This window comes from Massilia agrisoli, assembly GCF_020831365.1.
GTDB classification, from domain to species: domain Bacteria; phylum Pseudomonadota; class Gammaproteobacteria; order Burkholderiales; family Burkholderiaceae_D; genus Telluria_A; species Telluria_A agrisoli.
In genome coordinates this window covers 265,659-280,185 of record NZ_JAJHPV010000014.1, presented here as the reverse complement: position 1 = coordinate 280,185, position 14,527 = coordinate 265,659, and the positions used below count along the sequence as shown (strand labels likewise).

Annotated in this window: 14 protein-coding genes; 4 read left to right on the top strand and 10 right to left on the bottom strand. The window is 62.6% G+C overall.

What is annotated here, in order from left to right:
• Positions 1-14: 14 nt before the first annotated feature.
• Genes LMJ30_RS21785 through LMJ30_RS15555 form a run of 4 tightly spaced genes read right to left on the bottom strand, consistent with a single transcriptional unit; the run spans position 15 to position 4,068 of the window.
• Complete coding sequence (locus tag LMJ30_RS21785; protein WP_307729349.1) at positions 15-542, bottom strand: type II secretion system protein; 528 nt, start codon at positions 540-542, stop codon at positions 15-17.
• Positions 543-593: 51 nt separating this feature from the next.
• On the bottom strand, positions 594-1,082 hold the full coding sequence (locus LMJ30_RS15565) for a hypothetical protein (RefSeq protein ID WP_229433250.1): 489 nt from the start codon (positions 1,080-1,082) through the stop codon (positions 594-596).
• A gap of 50 nt (positions 1,083-1,132) precedes the next feature.
• A complete protein-coding gene (locus tag LMJ30_RS15560; protein WP_229433249.1) occupies positions 1,133-2,365 on the bottom strand; it encodes a type II secretion system F family protein in 1,233 nt (410 codons plus the stop codon).
• Complete coding sequence (locus LMJ30_RS15555; RefSeq protein WP_229433248.1) at positions 2,365-4,068, bottom strand: GspE/PulE family protein; 1,704 nt, start codon at positions 4,066-4,068, stop codon at positions 2,365-2,367. Before LMJ30_RS15555 ends, LMJ30_RS15560 begins: the two co-directional genes overlap by 1 nt.
• Before the next feature lie 146 nt (positions 4,069-4,214).
• On the opposite strand from LMJ30_RS15555, the gene LMJ30_RS15550 reads away from it, so the two are divergent.
• The 4 genes from LMJ30_RS15550 to LMJ30_RS15535 all read left to right on the top strand — a co-directional run bounded on the left by LMJ30_RS15550 (position 4,215) and on the right by LMJ30_RS15535 (position 7,761).
• A complete protein-coding gene (locus LMJ30_RS15550; protein WP_229433247.1) occupies positions 4,215-4,919 on the top strand; it encodes a histidine phosphatase family protein in 705 nt (234 codons plus the stop codon).
• A 69-nt stretch (positions 4,920-4,988) separates the two neighbouring features.
• The gene (locus LMJ30_RS15545; RefSeq protein ID WP_229433246.1) at positions 4,989-6,065 is read left to right on the top strand and encodes a phosphotransferase; all 1,077 of its coding nucleotides are present in this window, start codon (positions 4,989-4,991) and stop codon (positions 6,063-6,065) included.
• Positions 6,066-6,077: 12 nt separating this feature from the next.
• On the top strand, positions 6,078-7,301 hold the full coding sequence (locus LMJ30_RS15540; RefSeq protein WP_229433245.1) for an acyl-CoA dehydrogenase family protein: 1,224 nt from the start codon (positions 6,078-6,080) through the stop codon (positions 7,299-7,301).
• Between the two features lie 4 nt (positions 7,302-7,305).
• Positions 7,306-7,761 (top strand): YbaK/EbsC family protein, encoded by a 456-nt coding sequence (locus LMJ30_RS15535; RefSeq protein ID WP_229433244.1) that lies wholly within the window; start codon positions 7,306-7,308, stop codon positions 7,759-7,761.
• A 132-nt stretch (positions 7,762-7,893) separates the two neighbouring features.
• Here LMJ30_RS15535 and LMJ30_RS15530 read toward each other — a convergent pair whose 3' ends face one another.
• The 6 genes from LMJ30_RS15530 to LMJ30_RS15505 all read right to left on the bottom strand — a co-directional run bounded on the left by LMJ30_RS15530 (position 7,894) and on the right by LMJ30_RS15505 (position 14,357).
• Positions 7,894-8,304, bottom strand: coding sequence for a MaoC family dehydratase (locus tag LMJ30_RS15530; RefSeq protein WP_229433438.1), 411 nt, complete (start codon positions 8,302-8,304; stop codon positions 7,894-7,896).
• 37 nt (positions 8,305-8,341) lie between these two features.
• A complete protein-coding gene (locus LMJ30_RS15525; RefSeq protein ID WP_229433243.1) occupies positions 8,342-8,812 on the bottom strand; it encodes a MaoC family dehydratase in 471 nt (156 codons plus the stop codon).
• Positions 8,809-9,954: an acyl-CoA dehydrogenase family protein gene (locus LMJ30_RS15520; RefSeq protein ID WP_229433242.1), complete on the bottom strand. Its 1,146-nt coding sequence runs from the start codon at positions 9,952-9,954 to the stop codon at positions 8,809-8,811. Before LMJ30_RS15520 ends, LMJ30_RS15525 begins: the two co-directional genes overlap by 4 nt.
• 10 nt (positions 9,955-9,964) lie before the next feature.
• The gene (locus LMJ30_RS15515) at positions 9,965-11,155 is read right to left on the bottom strand and encodes an acyl-CoA dehydrogenase family protein (RefSeq protein WP_229433241.1); all 1,191 of its coding nucleotides are present in this window, start codon (positions 11,153-11,155) and stop codon (positions 9,965-9,967) included.
• 127 nt (positions 11,156-11,282) lie between these two features.
• Positions 11,283-11,903, bottom strand: coding sequence for a PEP-CTERM sorting domain-containing protein (locus tag LMJ30_RS21685; protein ID WP_267869674.1), 621 nt, complete (start codon positions 11,901-11,903; stop codon positions 11,283-11,285).
• 204 nt (positions 11,904-12,107) lie between these two features.
• The gene (locus LMJ30_RS15505) at positions 12,108-14,357 is read right to left on the bottom strand and encodes a carboxy terminal-processing peptidase (protein ID WP_229433240.1); all 2,250 of its coding nucleotides are present in this window, start codon (positions 14,355-14,357) and stop codon (positions 12,108-12,110) included.
• Positions 14,358-14,527: the final 170 nt, after the last annotated feature.

Here is a 14,527-nt window from a genome sequence, read left to right as displayed (position 1 = left end):
TTGCTTGAGAATAATTATTCGCAGTCGGTAGCGGTCGCGGTAACCGTGTACACAGGCGCGTCGGCCTTCGCTGCGGGCGCCTTGTACTTGACGAAGCACTTCAGGCCCGATGGGGAACCTTTCAGGCTCATTGGGATGATCATGATTTCGTCGGCGGCAGTCGATACATGGCTCGACGTGTTGGCCGAGCTAGGGCCGATGACCAGGTAGTCTTCGCTCAGGCCCGCGGCTTTCGCCAGTTCGGCGTTCGCTTGTGGATAGCCATTACCCACCGTGGTGTAGGTAATGGTCGCGCCCTCGACCGGCAGCGTGGTCAGCGCGGTTCCCGTGCTGTTGACCAGGTATTTACCCTTGGCCATTGCTGCCGTCGCGCTCAGCGCGCCCTTGGCTGCCTGCAGGCTCGCCAAGCGAGCATCGCCACCCAGGCTGGAGAATTTCGGCAGCGCCGTCGCGGCCAGGATACCGAGGATAACGATCACAACGATCAGTTCAATCAGCGTGAAACCTGCTTGGGCATTGTTCTTCATGTTCGACTTGTTCATTCAAACTCTCCAGTGCGTGCTTGAGGATGCTGTATGGCATCCATTTCTTGTTTAGTTAACGACGTTCTTTTCCGATACTTGATCCAGGACGACGCCTTTAGTCACAGCTGGCAGCCCAGGAGTCTTGCCCTGTTGCAAGGTCAAGTCGATGAATTTTACCTTGAATCTAAGCAATGTTAGTTCCCCGTACCCGAAACTTTTTTCTGGCGGTGCTATATAGACCAGCTCTTTTTTCCCGCGGTCGAAGTACCAGCTATCAGACGGAAGCAAATTTACCTCTGGGGAATAGTATTCCCCTAGATAATTGCTGGGCACCTCGACGAGCCAGGACATTGGGTTTTCTTCAATTATTGTCAGCAACTCGTGTTCCCTTTTCGCAACAGAAAATTGGGCACTTTTGACGCTCAACGCCGTATGCAGGGTACCGATGAGGCGCTGCACAGCAAGCTGCCGGGCATCTTGTTGATACGAATGCAAGCGAACCAATAGCAACGACATTAGCACTGCAACAATAATTGTCGCCACGGCCAGCTCGAACAAGGTAAAACCCTGGCCCCGCGCGAACGTCCTGGCCGGCCGCGCGAGCTTCCTCATTTCTTTAACGCCGCGCTGCCCAGGTCCCAGATCGGCAGGAAAATACCGAGCGCCAGCACCAGCACCATCACCCCCAGGAAGGTGATCAGGATCGGCTCGATTTGCGCGGACAGGGTCTTGAGCTCGTAGTCCACCTCGCGCTCGTACAGCTCCGCGATTTCGTCCATCAAATCGTCCAGCGAACCGGATTCCTCGCCCACCGCGATCATCTGCAGCACGATTGGCGTGAAGACCCCGGCCGTGACCGAGGTTCGCAAAATCGACTCCCCCCGCTCGACGCCATCGCGCATCTGCTCGATGCGCGCGCACAGGTAGGCGTTATCGACCGTTTGCGAGACTACGGTCAGCGCGTGCACGATCGGCACCCCGCTTTTGGACGACAGCGCGAAGCTGCGCGCGAATCGGGCCATCGTTCCTTTCATGATGATCTTGCCGGCGATGGGAATCTTCAGCTTGTGCCTGTCCCACGTGTAGCGGCCTGCCGGCGTGGCAATCCACGCGCGCACGCCAGCCACCGCACCGGCCACCACCACCAGCATCACCATCCAGTAATCGAGCATGAACTGCGAGGTGCCCATCAGGACACGGGTCATCAGAGGCAGTTCCGCGTGCATGCTGGCGAATACCTTGGCGAACTGCGGAATGACGAACACATTCACCACCACCATGGCGATGACCATCGCGATGATCACGAAGGTGGGATAGCGCGTGGCCGTCTTGACCCGGTTGCGCATGTCGCGGTCGAACTCAAGGTGGTCGAACAGGCGCAGGAACACGTCTTCCAGGCGGCCGGTCATCTCCCCCACCTTCACCATCGACAGGTAGAAGTTGTTGAATACCTCGGGGTGGCGGCGCATCGCGGCCGACAGCTCGCGGCCCGAATCGAGCGATTCGCGCAGGTCCTTGATCACGCGGGAGAAAGACCTGCTCGTTGCAGACTCCTGCAAGCCGGCTAGCCCGCGCATGATCGGCACGCCCGATTTGAGCAGGGTGTAGAGCTGGCGGCTGAACAGCTGCACGTCCATCGACGTGACCTTCTTTTCGGTCAGCTTGTCCCACAGTGTCTGGTCGGAGGCGCTGGCCGCGGTCTTGTTGGTCAGCGTGATCTCGATCGGCGTCACGCCGGTGCCGAACAGCTGGTCGGCCACCGAGCCGCTGTCTGCACCCTCCAGCACGCCCTGCATTAACTCGCCGCGCGCGTTGCGGCCCTTGTAGGCGAAGAACGGCATCAGTCCTCCAGCTGGTTACTGATGCGCATGGCTTCAGACACCGTGGTGCGGCCCTGCACCGCCAGCTGCACCGCGTGGCGGCGCAAGGTGGCGCCGGCCATTTCCTGGTGTGCGGCCTTCAGGAAGTGCGCCGGGTCCGGGTGATTGGACGCGTCGACCACCGCCTGCGTCATCTCCAGCAGTTCATAGACGCCGGTCCGGCCGCGGTAGCCCATGCCGTTGCAGTGCGAGCAGCCCTTGCCGTGGAAGAAGCGCGCCTTGTCGACGTGCTCGCGCAGTTCGTGGCGCAACCATTCATGTTCGGTCGGCGTCGGCTGGTGCGGCGCAGTGCAGCTTTCGCAGATCACCCGCACCAGGCGCTGGGCCAGCACCGCTTGCAGCGAGCTGCCGACCATATAGCGCGGCACCCCCATGTCCATCAGGCGCAGCGGCGTGCTAGCCGCATCGTTGGTGTGCAGCGTCGACAGCACCAGGTGGCCGGTCATCGCGGCGCGCAGGCCGATCTGGGCTGTCTCCTGGTCGCGCATCTCGCCGACCAGCACAATGTCCGGGTCCTGGCGCAGTGCGGAACGCAGCACGCGCGCGAAGGACAGCTCGATCTTCTCGTTCACCTGAACCTGGTTGATGCCCGGCAGCCGGTATTCGACCGGGTCTTCGACGGTGATCAGCTTCTTTTCCAGCGAATTGAGCTCGGCCAGCGCGCTATACAGGGTGGTGGTCTTGCCGCTACCGGTCGGGCCGGTGACCAGCACCAGGCCGTTCGGCCGCTGCACGATGGCGCGGAAGCGCTCCACCAGCTTTGGCGGCATGCCGATCGCGTCCAGGCGCAAGGTGGTGCCGCCCTGGTTCAGCAGGCGCATCACCACCGATTCGCCGTACTGGGTCGGCATCGTCGAAATACGCACGTCGATCCGCTGCTGCTTGACCTTGATGGCGAAGCGGCCGTCCTGCGGCAGGCGCTTTTCGGAGATGTCGAGGTCCGACATCAGCTTCAGGCGCAGCGCCAGCGGCGTGGCGATCTTGATATCGGCCTCGGTCTGCAGGTGCAGCACGCCGTCGATGCGGAAGCGGATCTGCAGGCGCGATTCCTGCGGCTCGATATGGATGTCGGAGGCACGCACCTGGGTGGCGTCGTCGAACACCGATTGCAGCAGCTTGACGATCGGTGCTTCTTCCAGCCCGGGGTTGGCGGCCAGTGCGCCAAAGTCGACGAAGCTGTCGCCCAGGTCCTGTTCCAGCTCGCGCGCAGCTTCCGTAATGTCGTCGGTGCGGCGGTAGATGCGGTCAATCGCCTGCAGCACCTCAGTCTCGTTGACGACAGCCAGTTCGATGTTTTGCTTGACCAGCCGCGCAATTTCGTCATACGCGAACAGGTCGGTCGGATCCGAAATACCGACCAGCAGGCTGCCATGGCGGTCTTCGAGCACCAGTGCGCGGAAGCGCCTGGCCTGGGTCTCCGGCAGCAGGCGCACCAGTTCGGCGTTGATATTGTAGAACTTGAGGTTGATATAGGGGATGGCCAGCTGGCGTGCCAGCGCGCCCGAGATCTGCTCTTCGGTGACGAAGCCATTCTCGACAAACACCCGGCCCAGCTTGCGCCCGGTGCGCTTCTGCTCGGCCAGCGCCATGCCCAACTGTTCTTCGGATAACAGCTTTTGCTGGACCAGGATTTCTCCCAGCCGGACTTTTTCTGGCCTTGCCATCGACTACCCCGTAAGTTGAACGAACCGCGCGGCCATTTTAGTCTAGAAATGCTGGACTTTTGACGTATGGAATGATTTCTCTAGCGCCATTTGTGAAAACCCGACAGGGTAAGCTACAGTGGTGTTTTCTGCTTGCCACCATTCCCATGCCAGATCGCGCTTCCCAACGCCGCCGTATCTTCCTGATGCGCCACGGCAGCGTCACCTACTTCGACGAATCCGGAAAGCCCATCCTTCCCGAGACCGTCTCCCTTAACGAGCTGGGCCGCGAGCAGGCCAGCGCCGCCGGCCGCGCCTTCGCCGCCGACCAGATCCGCTTCGACCGGGTGATCGTGTCGGGCTTGCCGCGCACGGTGGAAACCGCCAGGCGCGTGCTGATGGAGACCGGCCAGGACATCGAACCGGAAACCTGGCCCGAGCTGGAAGAAATCCGCGGCGGGCGCCTGTCGGCCATTCCCGAGCACGAACTGAAGAGCGCCTTCACCGGCGTGTTCGAAGGCCTGGTCGGCGAAGACCAGCGCTTCCTCGGCGGCGAGTCGGTCGGTGAACTGATGGACCGGATCCACCCCGCCATCGCACGCCTGCGCAGCGACAAGGAATGGGACACCGTGCTGCTGGTACTGCACGGCGGCGTCAACTGCGCGATCCTGTCGCTGGCACTGACCGGCCAGCGCATGTTCCTGGGCGGCCTGTCGCAGATGGCCGGCTGCATCAACGCGCTGGACGTCGGCGAAGACGACAACGACTGGGTGGTGCGCTTTGCGAACTATGCGCCGCCCGGCCCGCTGCAGGCGCAGGCGCGCAGCACGACCATGGAGCAGCTGTTTGAACAGTACAAAAAATGGCGCTGATTTTTTTGCGGCTAAAAAGTACGGTCGTTCTATTCATGAGCTAGAATGAATAGATAACAAGGAGACGCGATGTTCGAAGAAATGATGGGGACCAAACCGGTCTCGGAGCGCCAGAAATTCGATGTCGAGGCCCTCGACGCCTACATGCGCGAGCACGTCGAAGGCTACCAGGGCGGCCCGCTGGCGGTGGAACAGTTCAAGGGCGGGCAATCGAATCCGACCTTCAAGATCAGCAACGGCAGCCAGCAGTACGTGCTGCGCACCAAACCCGGCCCTGCCGCCAAGCTGCTGCCGTCGGCCCACGCCATCGACCGCGAGTACCGCGTGATGGACGCGCTGAACAAGGCAGGTTTCCCGGCCGCGCGCCAGTACGCGCTATGCCTGGACGAGTCGGTCATCGGCCGCGCCTTCTTCATCATGGAGTTTGTCGAGGGCCGCGTGCTGTGGGAGCAGTCCCTGCCCGGCATGACGCCGGCCGAACGCGGCGCAATCTACGACGAGATGAACCGTGTGATCGCCCGGCTGCACAGCATCGACTACACCGCCATCGGCCTGGCCGATTACGGCAAGCCGGGCAACTACTTCGCGCGCCAGATCGAACGCTGGACCCGCCAGTACCAGGCCTCCGCCACGGAAACCATCGAGGCGATGGACAAGCTGATCGAATGGCTGCCTAAAAATATCCCGCCCGGCGACGACACCGCGATCGTGCATGGCGACTACCGCCTCGACAACCTGATCTTCCATCCGACCGAACCGCGCATCCTGGCCGTGCTGGACTGGGAACTGTCGACGCTGGGCCATCCTGCCGCCGATTTCTCCTACCACTGCATGAGCTGGCACATCCCGCCCGGCAAGTTCCGCGGCATCGGCGGACTGGATTTGAAAGCGCTCGGCATACCGAGCCAGGAAGAATACATCGCCAGCTACTGCGCGCGCACCGGCAAGACCATCCGCGCCGAAGACTTCAATTTCTACCTCGCCTACAACATGTTCCGCCTCGCTGGCATCATGCAAGGCATCATGAAACGCTACGTGGACGGCACTGCATCGAGCGCGCAGGCGCTGGAAAACGGCAAGGCCGCGCGGCCGATGGCCGACATGGGCTGGCACTACGCGCAGCTGGCCATTGCCAAACAAGACTAGATAAGGACGACCATGGATTTCGACTACTCCGACCGTTGCAAGGAACTGCAAGCACGCCTGCTCGCCTTCATGGACGAGCATATCTACCCCAACGAAAAAGCCTTCAAGGAAGAAGTCGACCGCAATGGCCGCGACAAGGGCGACCGCTGGATTCCTACTGGACTGATCGAGCGCCTCAAGCCGCTGGCGCGTGAGCAGGGCCTATGGAACCTGTTCCTGCCGAAGTCGCCACGCGCGCCGGAAGGCTTGTCCAACCTCGATTACGCGCCGCTGTGCGAGATCATGGGCCGGGTCAGCTGGGCGCCGGAAGTGTTCAATTGCGCCGCGCCGGACACCGGCAACATGGAAACCATCGAGCGTTACGGCAGCGAGGAGCACAAACGCGACTGGCTCGAACCGCTGCTGCGCGGCGAAATCCGCTCCGCCTTCGCCATGACCGAGCCTGAAGTCGCCTCGTCCGACGCGACCAACATCCAGACCCGCATCGAGCGCGATGGCGGCGACTACGTCATCAACGGCCATAAATGGTGGATTTCAGGCGCAGGCGACCCGCGCTGCAAGATCTTCATCGTCATGGGCAAAACCGATCCGAACGCCGCGCGCCACGCGCAGCAGTCGATGCTGATGGTGCCGGCCGATACCCCGGGCATCACCATCGCGCGCCCGCTGCCGGTGTTCGGCTACGACGACGCGCCGCATGGCCACTGCGAAATCCTGTTCGATAACGTGCGCGTGCCGGCGTCGGCCATGCTGCTCGGCGAAGGCCGCGGCTTCGAGATCGCACAGGGCCGCCTTGGGCCTGGCCGCATCCACCACTGCATGCGCGCAATCGGCGTGGCCGAGCGCGCGCTGGAGCTGATGTGCAAGCGGCTCGACAGCCGGGTCGCGTTCGGCAAAAAGATCTCGGAACAAGGCGTCTGGCGCGAGCGGATCGCCGAGTCGCGCATCCGCATCGACATGGCGCGCTTGCTAACGCTGAAGGCCGCGTCGATGATGGATACGGTCGGGAACAAGAAGGCGCAGGCCGAAATCGCGATGATCAAGGTGGTGGCGCCAAACGTCGCGCAGCAGGTGCTCGACTGGGCAATCCAGGCGCATGGCGCGGCCGGGGTGTCGGACGACTTCCCGCTTGCCTACCAGTGGGCGGGGAACCGCACATTGCGCCTCGCGGATGGGCCGGACGAAGTGCACCGGAATGCGGTGGCCAAGCTGGAACTGGCCAAGTACGCGGGATGAGCCAATGAGTTTGCAATCCGTACGTGAGTTTTTCCGCGACCAGAACCTCGACATCCCGATCATTGAACTCGGCGTCAGCACCGCGACCGTGGCGCTGGCGGCCGAGGCGCACGGTGTCGAGCCGGGGCGCATTGCCAAGACCCTGTCGTTCCGCCTGGGGGATGACCGGGTGATCCTGGTGGTCGCGCGCGGGGATGCCCGCATCGAGAACAAAAAGTTCAAGCAGGCCTTCGGCAAGGGCAAGATGCTGCCGCCTGACGAAGTGGCCGAGTTGACCGGGCATCCGGTGGGCGGGGTGTGCCCGTTCGGGCTGGCGCAGGCGCTCCCTGTCTACCTCGATAAGAGGCTGCAGGACTTCGACGAGGTGCTGCCGGCCGCGGGATCGACCCATACCGCGGTACGAATCAGCCCGATGCAGCTGGCATCGGTGACGAATGGCCAGTGGGTGGACGTCTGCTGACAATATCGCTATTCGCCCCCCCCTAGACCGTAGGGCGGACAAGGACGAAGTCCGCCTCCGCCGAATTGGCAAGGACACCGCTATCGCTGATCGGGCCAATTCGGCGGAGGCGCGCTATCGCGCTTGTCCGCCCTACGTGTAACAGCGCATCAGGAATTCGGCGACGCATACCGGCTTCGCCTCGCCCTCTCGCTCCACCGTCACATCCCACACCAGCTGCGATCCGCCGTCGATTGCCTCGACCGCCTGCAGCACCAGCCTGGCCCGTACCCGGCTTCCCACCGGCACCGGCGCCGGAAAGCGCACCTTGTTCAGGCCGTAGTTGAGCACCATGCGGAAGCCGAGCATGGCGATGGCGCTTTCGAACATCGCCGGCAGCAGCGACAAGGTGAGGAAGCCATGCGCAACCGGCTTCCCGAATGGCGACTCGCGCGCGCACCGTTCAGGATCGACATGAATCCACTGGTGGTCGGAGGTCGCGTCGGCAAACGTGTTTACACGCTGCTGCGATATCTCCATCCAGGGCGATACCGCGACCTCCATGCCGGCCAAGGCCCCAAGCTGGGCTGCGCTGGTCACTTCAAGCACTGGCGACTTCCTGTGGCCGGCGCCCGTACATGCCCATGCCTTCGACCGTGCATACCAGTTCGCCATCCTGGTTGCGCGCTTCCCAGGTCGACCAGACCACGCCGCGGTCCGGCTTTGAAGACGATGCCTTCACCTGCGTGGTGATGTAGCGCACGCTCAGCGTGTCGTTCGGCCGCACCGGCAGTATCCAGCGCACCTTCTCCAGCCCCGGCGATCCCATGCTGGACGAATTGCCAAGCACGCTGTCGACCACGATGCGCATGATCATGCTGCAGGTGTGCCAGCCGCTGGCAATCACGCCGCCGAAGATCGAGTCCCTGGCAGCGTCGCGGTCGACGTGGAAGGGCTGGGGGTCGAAGTCGGTGGCGAACTCGATGATCTCCTGCTCGGTCACCGTGCGCGAACCCAGCTCGATCTCCTGGCCCGGGAAAAAGTCTTCGAAATACCAGCGCCGGGTGCTCATGCGAATTCCCCTTGCGCGAATCCTGGCTGGGCAATGAAGCGCGCCAGGTGGTGGTCGGAATCGCCGAGCGAGAGCTCGATCATCGTCAGGCGCTTGAAGTGGTGCGCGGCCGGCAGTTCGTCGGTCACGCCCATCCCGCCGTGCAGCTGCACTGCCTGCTGTCCGACGAACTTCGCCGCCTGCCCGACACGGAACTTGGCCGCCGAGACCACGCGGCGCCGCTCTGCCGCGTCGCCTGAGCCCAGCTTGACGGCGGCGAGCAGCGCCATCGAGCGGGCCTGCTCGAGGTGGATGTACATGTCGGCCATCCGGTGCTGCAGCGCCTGGAATTTGCCGATCGGCGCACCAAACTGGTTACGGGTTTTCAGGTACTCCAGCGTCGCCGCGAAGATGGCTTCCATCGCGCCAAGCGCTTCGGCGCACAGCAGGCCAGCGCCGTAGTCGGTAGCCGCATCGAGGATGTCCCAGCCCGCGCCAGCCGCGCCTAGCAGCGCGGACGCCGGCACCTGCACGTGGTCGAACACGATGTCGGCGGCGCGCAGGCCGTCGAGGGTGCGGTAATCCGTTACTTGCACGCCAGCGCTATCGGCTGGCACGACGAACAGGCTCACGCCTGATGCATCGCGTTGGCCACCCGAGGTGCGCGCCGACACGATCAGGCTTCCAGCCTGCCCGCCGTGCACGACGACGCTCTTGCGGCCGTTGATGACGTAGCCGTCGCCAGAAGCGGCGGCAGTGGTGGCGATGTCCGACAGGTCGTGGCGCGATTGCTTTTCGCCCAGCGCGCAGGCCAGCTTCAGGTCACCGCTGGCTACTTGTTCAAGCAAGCCGGCATGGCCGCCGCCAAGCTTGAGGAACTCTGCGCCCAGGACGGTGGCGAAATATGGCTCGACCACCAGGCCGCGTCCAAGCTCCTGCATGACGACGAACATGTCGACCGCGCTGCCGCTGAAGCCGCCCTGCTCTTCCGGCACCGGCAGCGCCGTCATGCCCAGTTCGGCGAGCGTGGACCACGCGGCATCGGACACGCCGCTGTCGGAGTGGATGATTTTTTTACGCGTCTCGAAGTTATAGTCCTTGGCGATCCAGCGCTTGAGGGCGTCCGCAAACTGCTGCTGTTCTTCCTTGAAGTTGAAATCCATGCTCAATCCCTCACAGGCCCAGGATCATCTGGGTGATGATGTTTCGTTGAATTTCGTTCGAGCCGCCGTAGATGGAGGTTTTGCGGAAATTGAAGTAGTGCGACGCCAGCGGAGCGGCATCGTCCTCGCCCGTGACCGCGTGTTCGGCCGATCCTTCGAGGTAGGCCGGGTCGAACGGCAGCGCCTGCGGGCCAACCGCTTCGACCATCAGTTCGGACAGGGTCTGCTGGATGTCGGTGCCCCTCACCTTGAGCACCGACGCTTCCGGCCCCGGCGCCTTGTTGGCTTGCGCCAGCACGCGCAGCACCGTCATCTCGAGCGCCATCAGTTCGATCTCCAGCGTGGCGACCTTGGCGGCGAACAGCGGGTCTTCGATCAGCGGCTTGCCGTTCTTCGACTGTGCGGCTGCCAGTTTCTTGAGCGAGGCCAGTTCGCGCTTGGAACGGCCAACGGCAGCGATGCCGGTGCGTTCGTGGCCAAGCAGGTATTTGGCGTAGGTCCAGCCTTTGTTCTCCTGGCCGATCAGGTTTTGCACCGGTACCTTGACGTTATCGAAGAATACCTCGTTCACCTCGTGGTCTTCGTCGAGCATGATGATCGGGCGGACCGTCACGCCAGGTGTGTGCATGTCAATCAGCAGGAAGGAAATGCCTTCCTGCTTGCGTACGCCGGTGTCGGTGCGCACCAGGCAGAAAATCATGTCGGCGTGCTGCGCCAGCGTGGTCCAGGTCTTCTGGCCGTTGACGATGTAATGGTCGCCTTCACGTACGGCGGTGGTCTTGAGCGACGCGAGGTCCGAGCCTGCGCCCGGCTCGGAGTATCCCTGGCACCACCAGTCCTCGCAGGACAGGATACGCGGCAGGTAATAAGCCTTTTGGGCATCGTTACCGAACGCCATGATGACGGGCGCCACCATGTTGACGCCGAACGGCAGGATCGGCGGGGTTCCAGCACGCGCGCATTCTTCTTCCCAGATGTGGCGCTGCACCGGCGTCCAGCCTGTGCCGCCATATTCGACCGGCCATGCCGGCGCCACCCAGCCCTGCCTGGCGAGAATCTTGTGCCAGCGCACATAGTCTTCCTTCGCCATGCGCAGGTGCTTGCGCACTTTCTGCTGCAGGTCCGCAGGCAGGTTGGCGTCGAGGAAGGCGCGCACATGGTCGCGAAACGCCAGGTCCTCGCTCGTATAGTTCAGGTCCATACAATCTCCTTGTTATTCGCCGCCAAAAAAGCACGGTCGTTCACAAGAATTGTACATGAAAAAAACGCCGCCAAGGCATGTACCCGGCGGCGTTGTTATTTCAGCTTTTCAGCTGAGGGAGGACAGCTCAGCGCGAACGGCGGCGCGACGCGAAGCCGACGCCTGCAAGGCCAGCCAGCAGCAGTGCGATCGAACCTGGCTCGGGGATTTCTGCTGCGCCGCCACCGCCACCGCCGTTGTCATTGCCGTTACCGACAGTGATGTCGAGGTCGACGCCAGCGCCGATGCCAGGAACGGTGAGGTCGGTGCCACCGCCGATGCCACCACCACCGCCGAGATCGATGCCGCCACCGATGCTGCCGCCAACGCCACCACCGGCGCCGCCACCAACGCCTGCGCCACCGCCGCTTGCGCCGCCACCGACTACAGGTGCTGCGCCGCCGGTTGCAGGTGCTGCGCCGCCGCCGAAGCCGGACATGCCGCCCATTGCGCTAGGCGAAAACAGAACAGCCGAACTGCCCGCCGCGCCCGCCGAGAGGCTGGTGTGCATGCTCCAGGCTTGCGAGAACGCAGCCCAGTTGCCGCTTGCGACGATTGCATCGATGCTGTTCAGGGCGCCGACGACACTGACGGAACCCGATTGCAGGGTCCAGCCACCGAGCATGCCAGCAGTGGACGAAGTTGGCGCTGCATGTGCAGAAGCTGCGCCAGCGAACATTGCTGCGATAACGAGTGAACGAATGACCATATGCCCCTCCCTTTTATTCTTGACAACTACGATATAAAAATTACAACGATGAGGCATCATAACATTTATGAAAATAAATGCAACTCATGATTGTTTTCAATCGTGCGCGAGTACATTTCAACAACAAAGTTCCCTTGGAAAAATAAAAAAATGGCCACATACTGCTATGTGGCCATTTTTGGGAGGGAAACTGGCAGGCGCTGATCAGGGCGAGCTGGCCTTGGTTGCTGGCATGTATGGCATGGCGCGCAAGGCCATCCGGGTGTCGGTTTTCAGCAGGCCAACCGCATCGGCCAACACATTGGCAGCTTCATGCAGCATGACATCCTTCGCGTCCTTGGCGGCCTTCTCTGCCGCCAGTTCCGCTGCCAGGTTGCGTTCGTCGGCCTGCAAGCCGTCATCCTGGCGCGACGAGCCCTTCACCGCAGCGACCGCCTTGACCGGCTTGGTCGGTTCCGGCACCTTGCTGCGCGCTTCCTTGCCCTGCGGCGAAGGCGCTGGCTCGGCTGCGGCCGGCGTTGCCGTGGCGGCCAGGCGTGCTTCGCGCAGCTTGCTGCGCGCATCCTGGGCGTCGCGCTCCTTGCGGCGCACTGCCTCGTTCAGCGAGATCGCGTTGTCCTTGCGCAGCTTGCGCACCTGGGCCAGGTCTTCTTGCAGGAACTTGAAGTCCTTGTCCTTGGCGATGCGCGCCTCATGGCGTTTCTGTAGCGGCGCCACCAGTTCCTTCATGTCGCCCAGCGGCACGAATGGCGCCGGTTTGATCGCAACCCATGGCAAGGCATTGTCGAAGCTCGACTCGCCGAAGTTGTCGATATCGGACGTGACCGGCAACTTGATGTCAGGCGTAACGCCGCGCAGCTGGGTGGTGCCGCCATTGATGCGGAAGAACTGCGCAATCGTCATCTTCAGCTCGCCATAGCGCGCCTTCTCGCCCTGCGCGAAGCGGTCGAGGTTGACCAGCGTCTGGACGGTGCCCTTGCCGAAGCTTGGCTCACCGATCACCAGGCCGCGGCCGTAGTCCTGGATCGCGGCGGCGAAAATCTCCGACGCCGACGCCGAACCGCGGTTGATCAGCACACCCACCGGGCCAGACCACGCGAGGCCGGCATTGGTATCGCTTTCGACGTCCACGCGGCCTTCTGCGCTGCGCTGCATGACGACCGGTCCCTTGTCGATGAACAGGCCAGTCAGTTCGACCGCTTCCATCAGCGAGCCGCCGCCGTTGTTGCGCAGGTCGATCAGGACGTTGTCGACTTTGTCCTTCTTCAGCTCGCCCAGGATGCGGGCGACGTCACGCGTTGCGCTCTTGAAATCCTTGTCGCCGCGGCGCTTGGCTTCGAAGTCCTGGTAGAAGGTCGGCAGCGAAATGATGCCAACCCGGCGGTTCACGCCGCCGTCCTTGACTTCGATGATCTGCTTTTTCGCGGCCTGCTCTTCCATGCTGATCTTCTTGCGCACCATCGAGACGGTGATGTGCTTGCCGTCAGGGCCAGCGTCAGCCGGCAGCACGTCGAGGCGCACCGTCGAGCCCTTGGCGCCGCGCACCAGCTGGACCACGTCGTCGATCCGCCAGCCGAGCACGTCGGTGAAGGCCGCGGCGTCGCCCTGGGCCACGCCGAGGATGCGGTCGCCAACCTTCAGCTTGCCCGACATCGCAGCCGGGCTGCCGGGCACGATCTCCCGGATGATGGTGTATTCGTCACGCGTCTGCAGTACCGCGCCGATACCTTCGAGCGACAGGCGCATCTGGATATCGAAGTTTTCGGCCGAACGCGGGCCGAGGTAGTTGGTGTGCGGCTCGATCGAGGTGGCGTAGGCGTTCATGAACATCTGGAACACGTCCTCGTTGTTCAGCTTGCGAACACGGCTCTGGTAATTTTCGTAACGCTTGTCCAGCGTTTCGCGGATGGCCTTGTCTTCCTTGCCGGCCAGCTTCAGGCGCAGCCAGTCGTTCTTGACGCGCTTGCGCCACAGGTCCTGGGCCTCGTCCTCGTTCTTCGGCCACGCCGCTTTTTCGCGGTCGAGCTGCATGGTCTCGTCCGCGGTGAAGTCCATCTTGGTTTTCAGCAACTCGCGCGCGTGCGCAATGCGCTCGCTGAAGCGCTGCTGGTAGACGCCGTAGATGGCGAACGGAATCGACAAGTTTTCATTGTTGATCGCGTCGTCCATCTTGGTGCGCGCCGCCGAGAACTGCTCGAGGTCGGCTTGCGTGAAGAACAGCTTTTCGCCGTCGAGCGACTCGAAGTACTTGTCGAAGATTTTTTCCGACATCGCATCGTCGAGCGGCATGGCCTTGTAGTGATAGCGGCCCAGCAGGCGCGACGCCCACAGCGCGGCCTGGGTCTGGGCTGGAATCGGTTTGAGCTGGGTCGCAGCGACGCGCTCAGGCTGGGTGGTTGCCGCTTGGGTCGACATGGCAAATGCCATCGCGACCATCAACATGTGCTTCTTCATTCGTGGTGTCTCCGAGCGTGGATCTGATGTAGTTGCGGGCGTTCCGGCGCAATGCAAGAGCGCAGAGCCTGTCAAATAAGGAGGTTGGGTAATTCTAACAGGACGGCGCGGCAGGCAGAGCCAGCTGATTCGATATTTTCCAATTCCAGCTTACTGCCAGTTGGACCCGC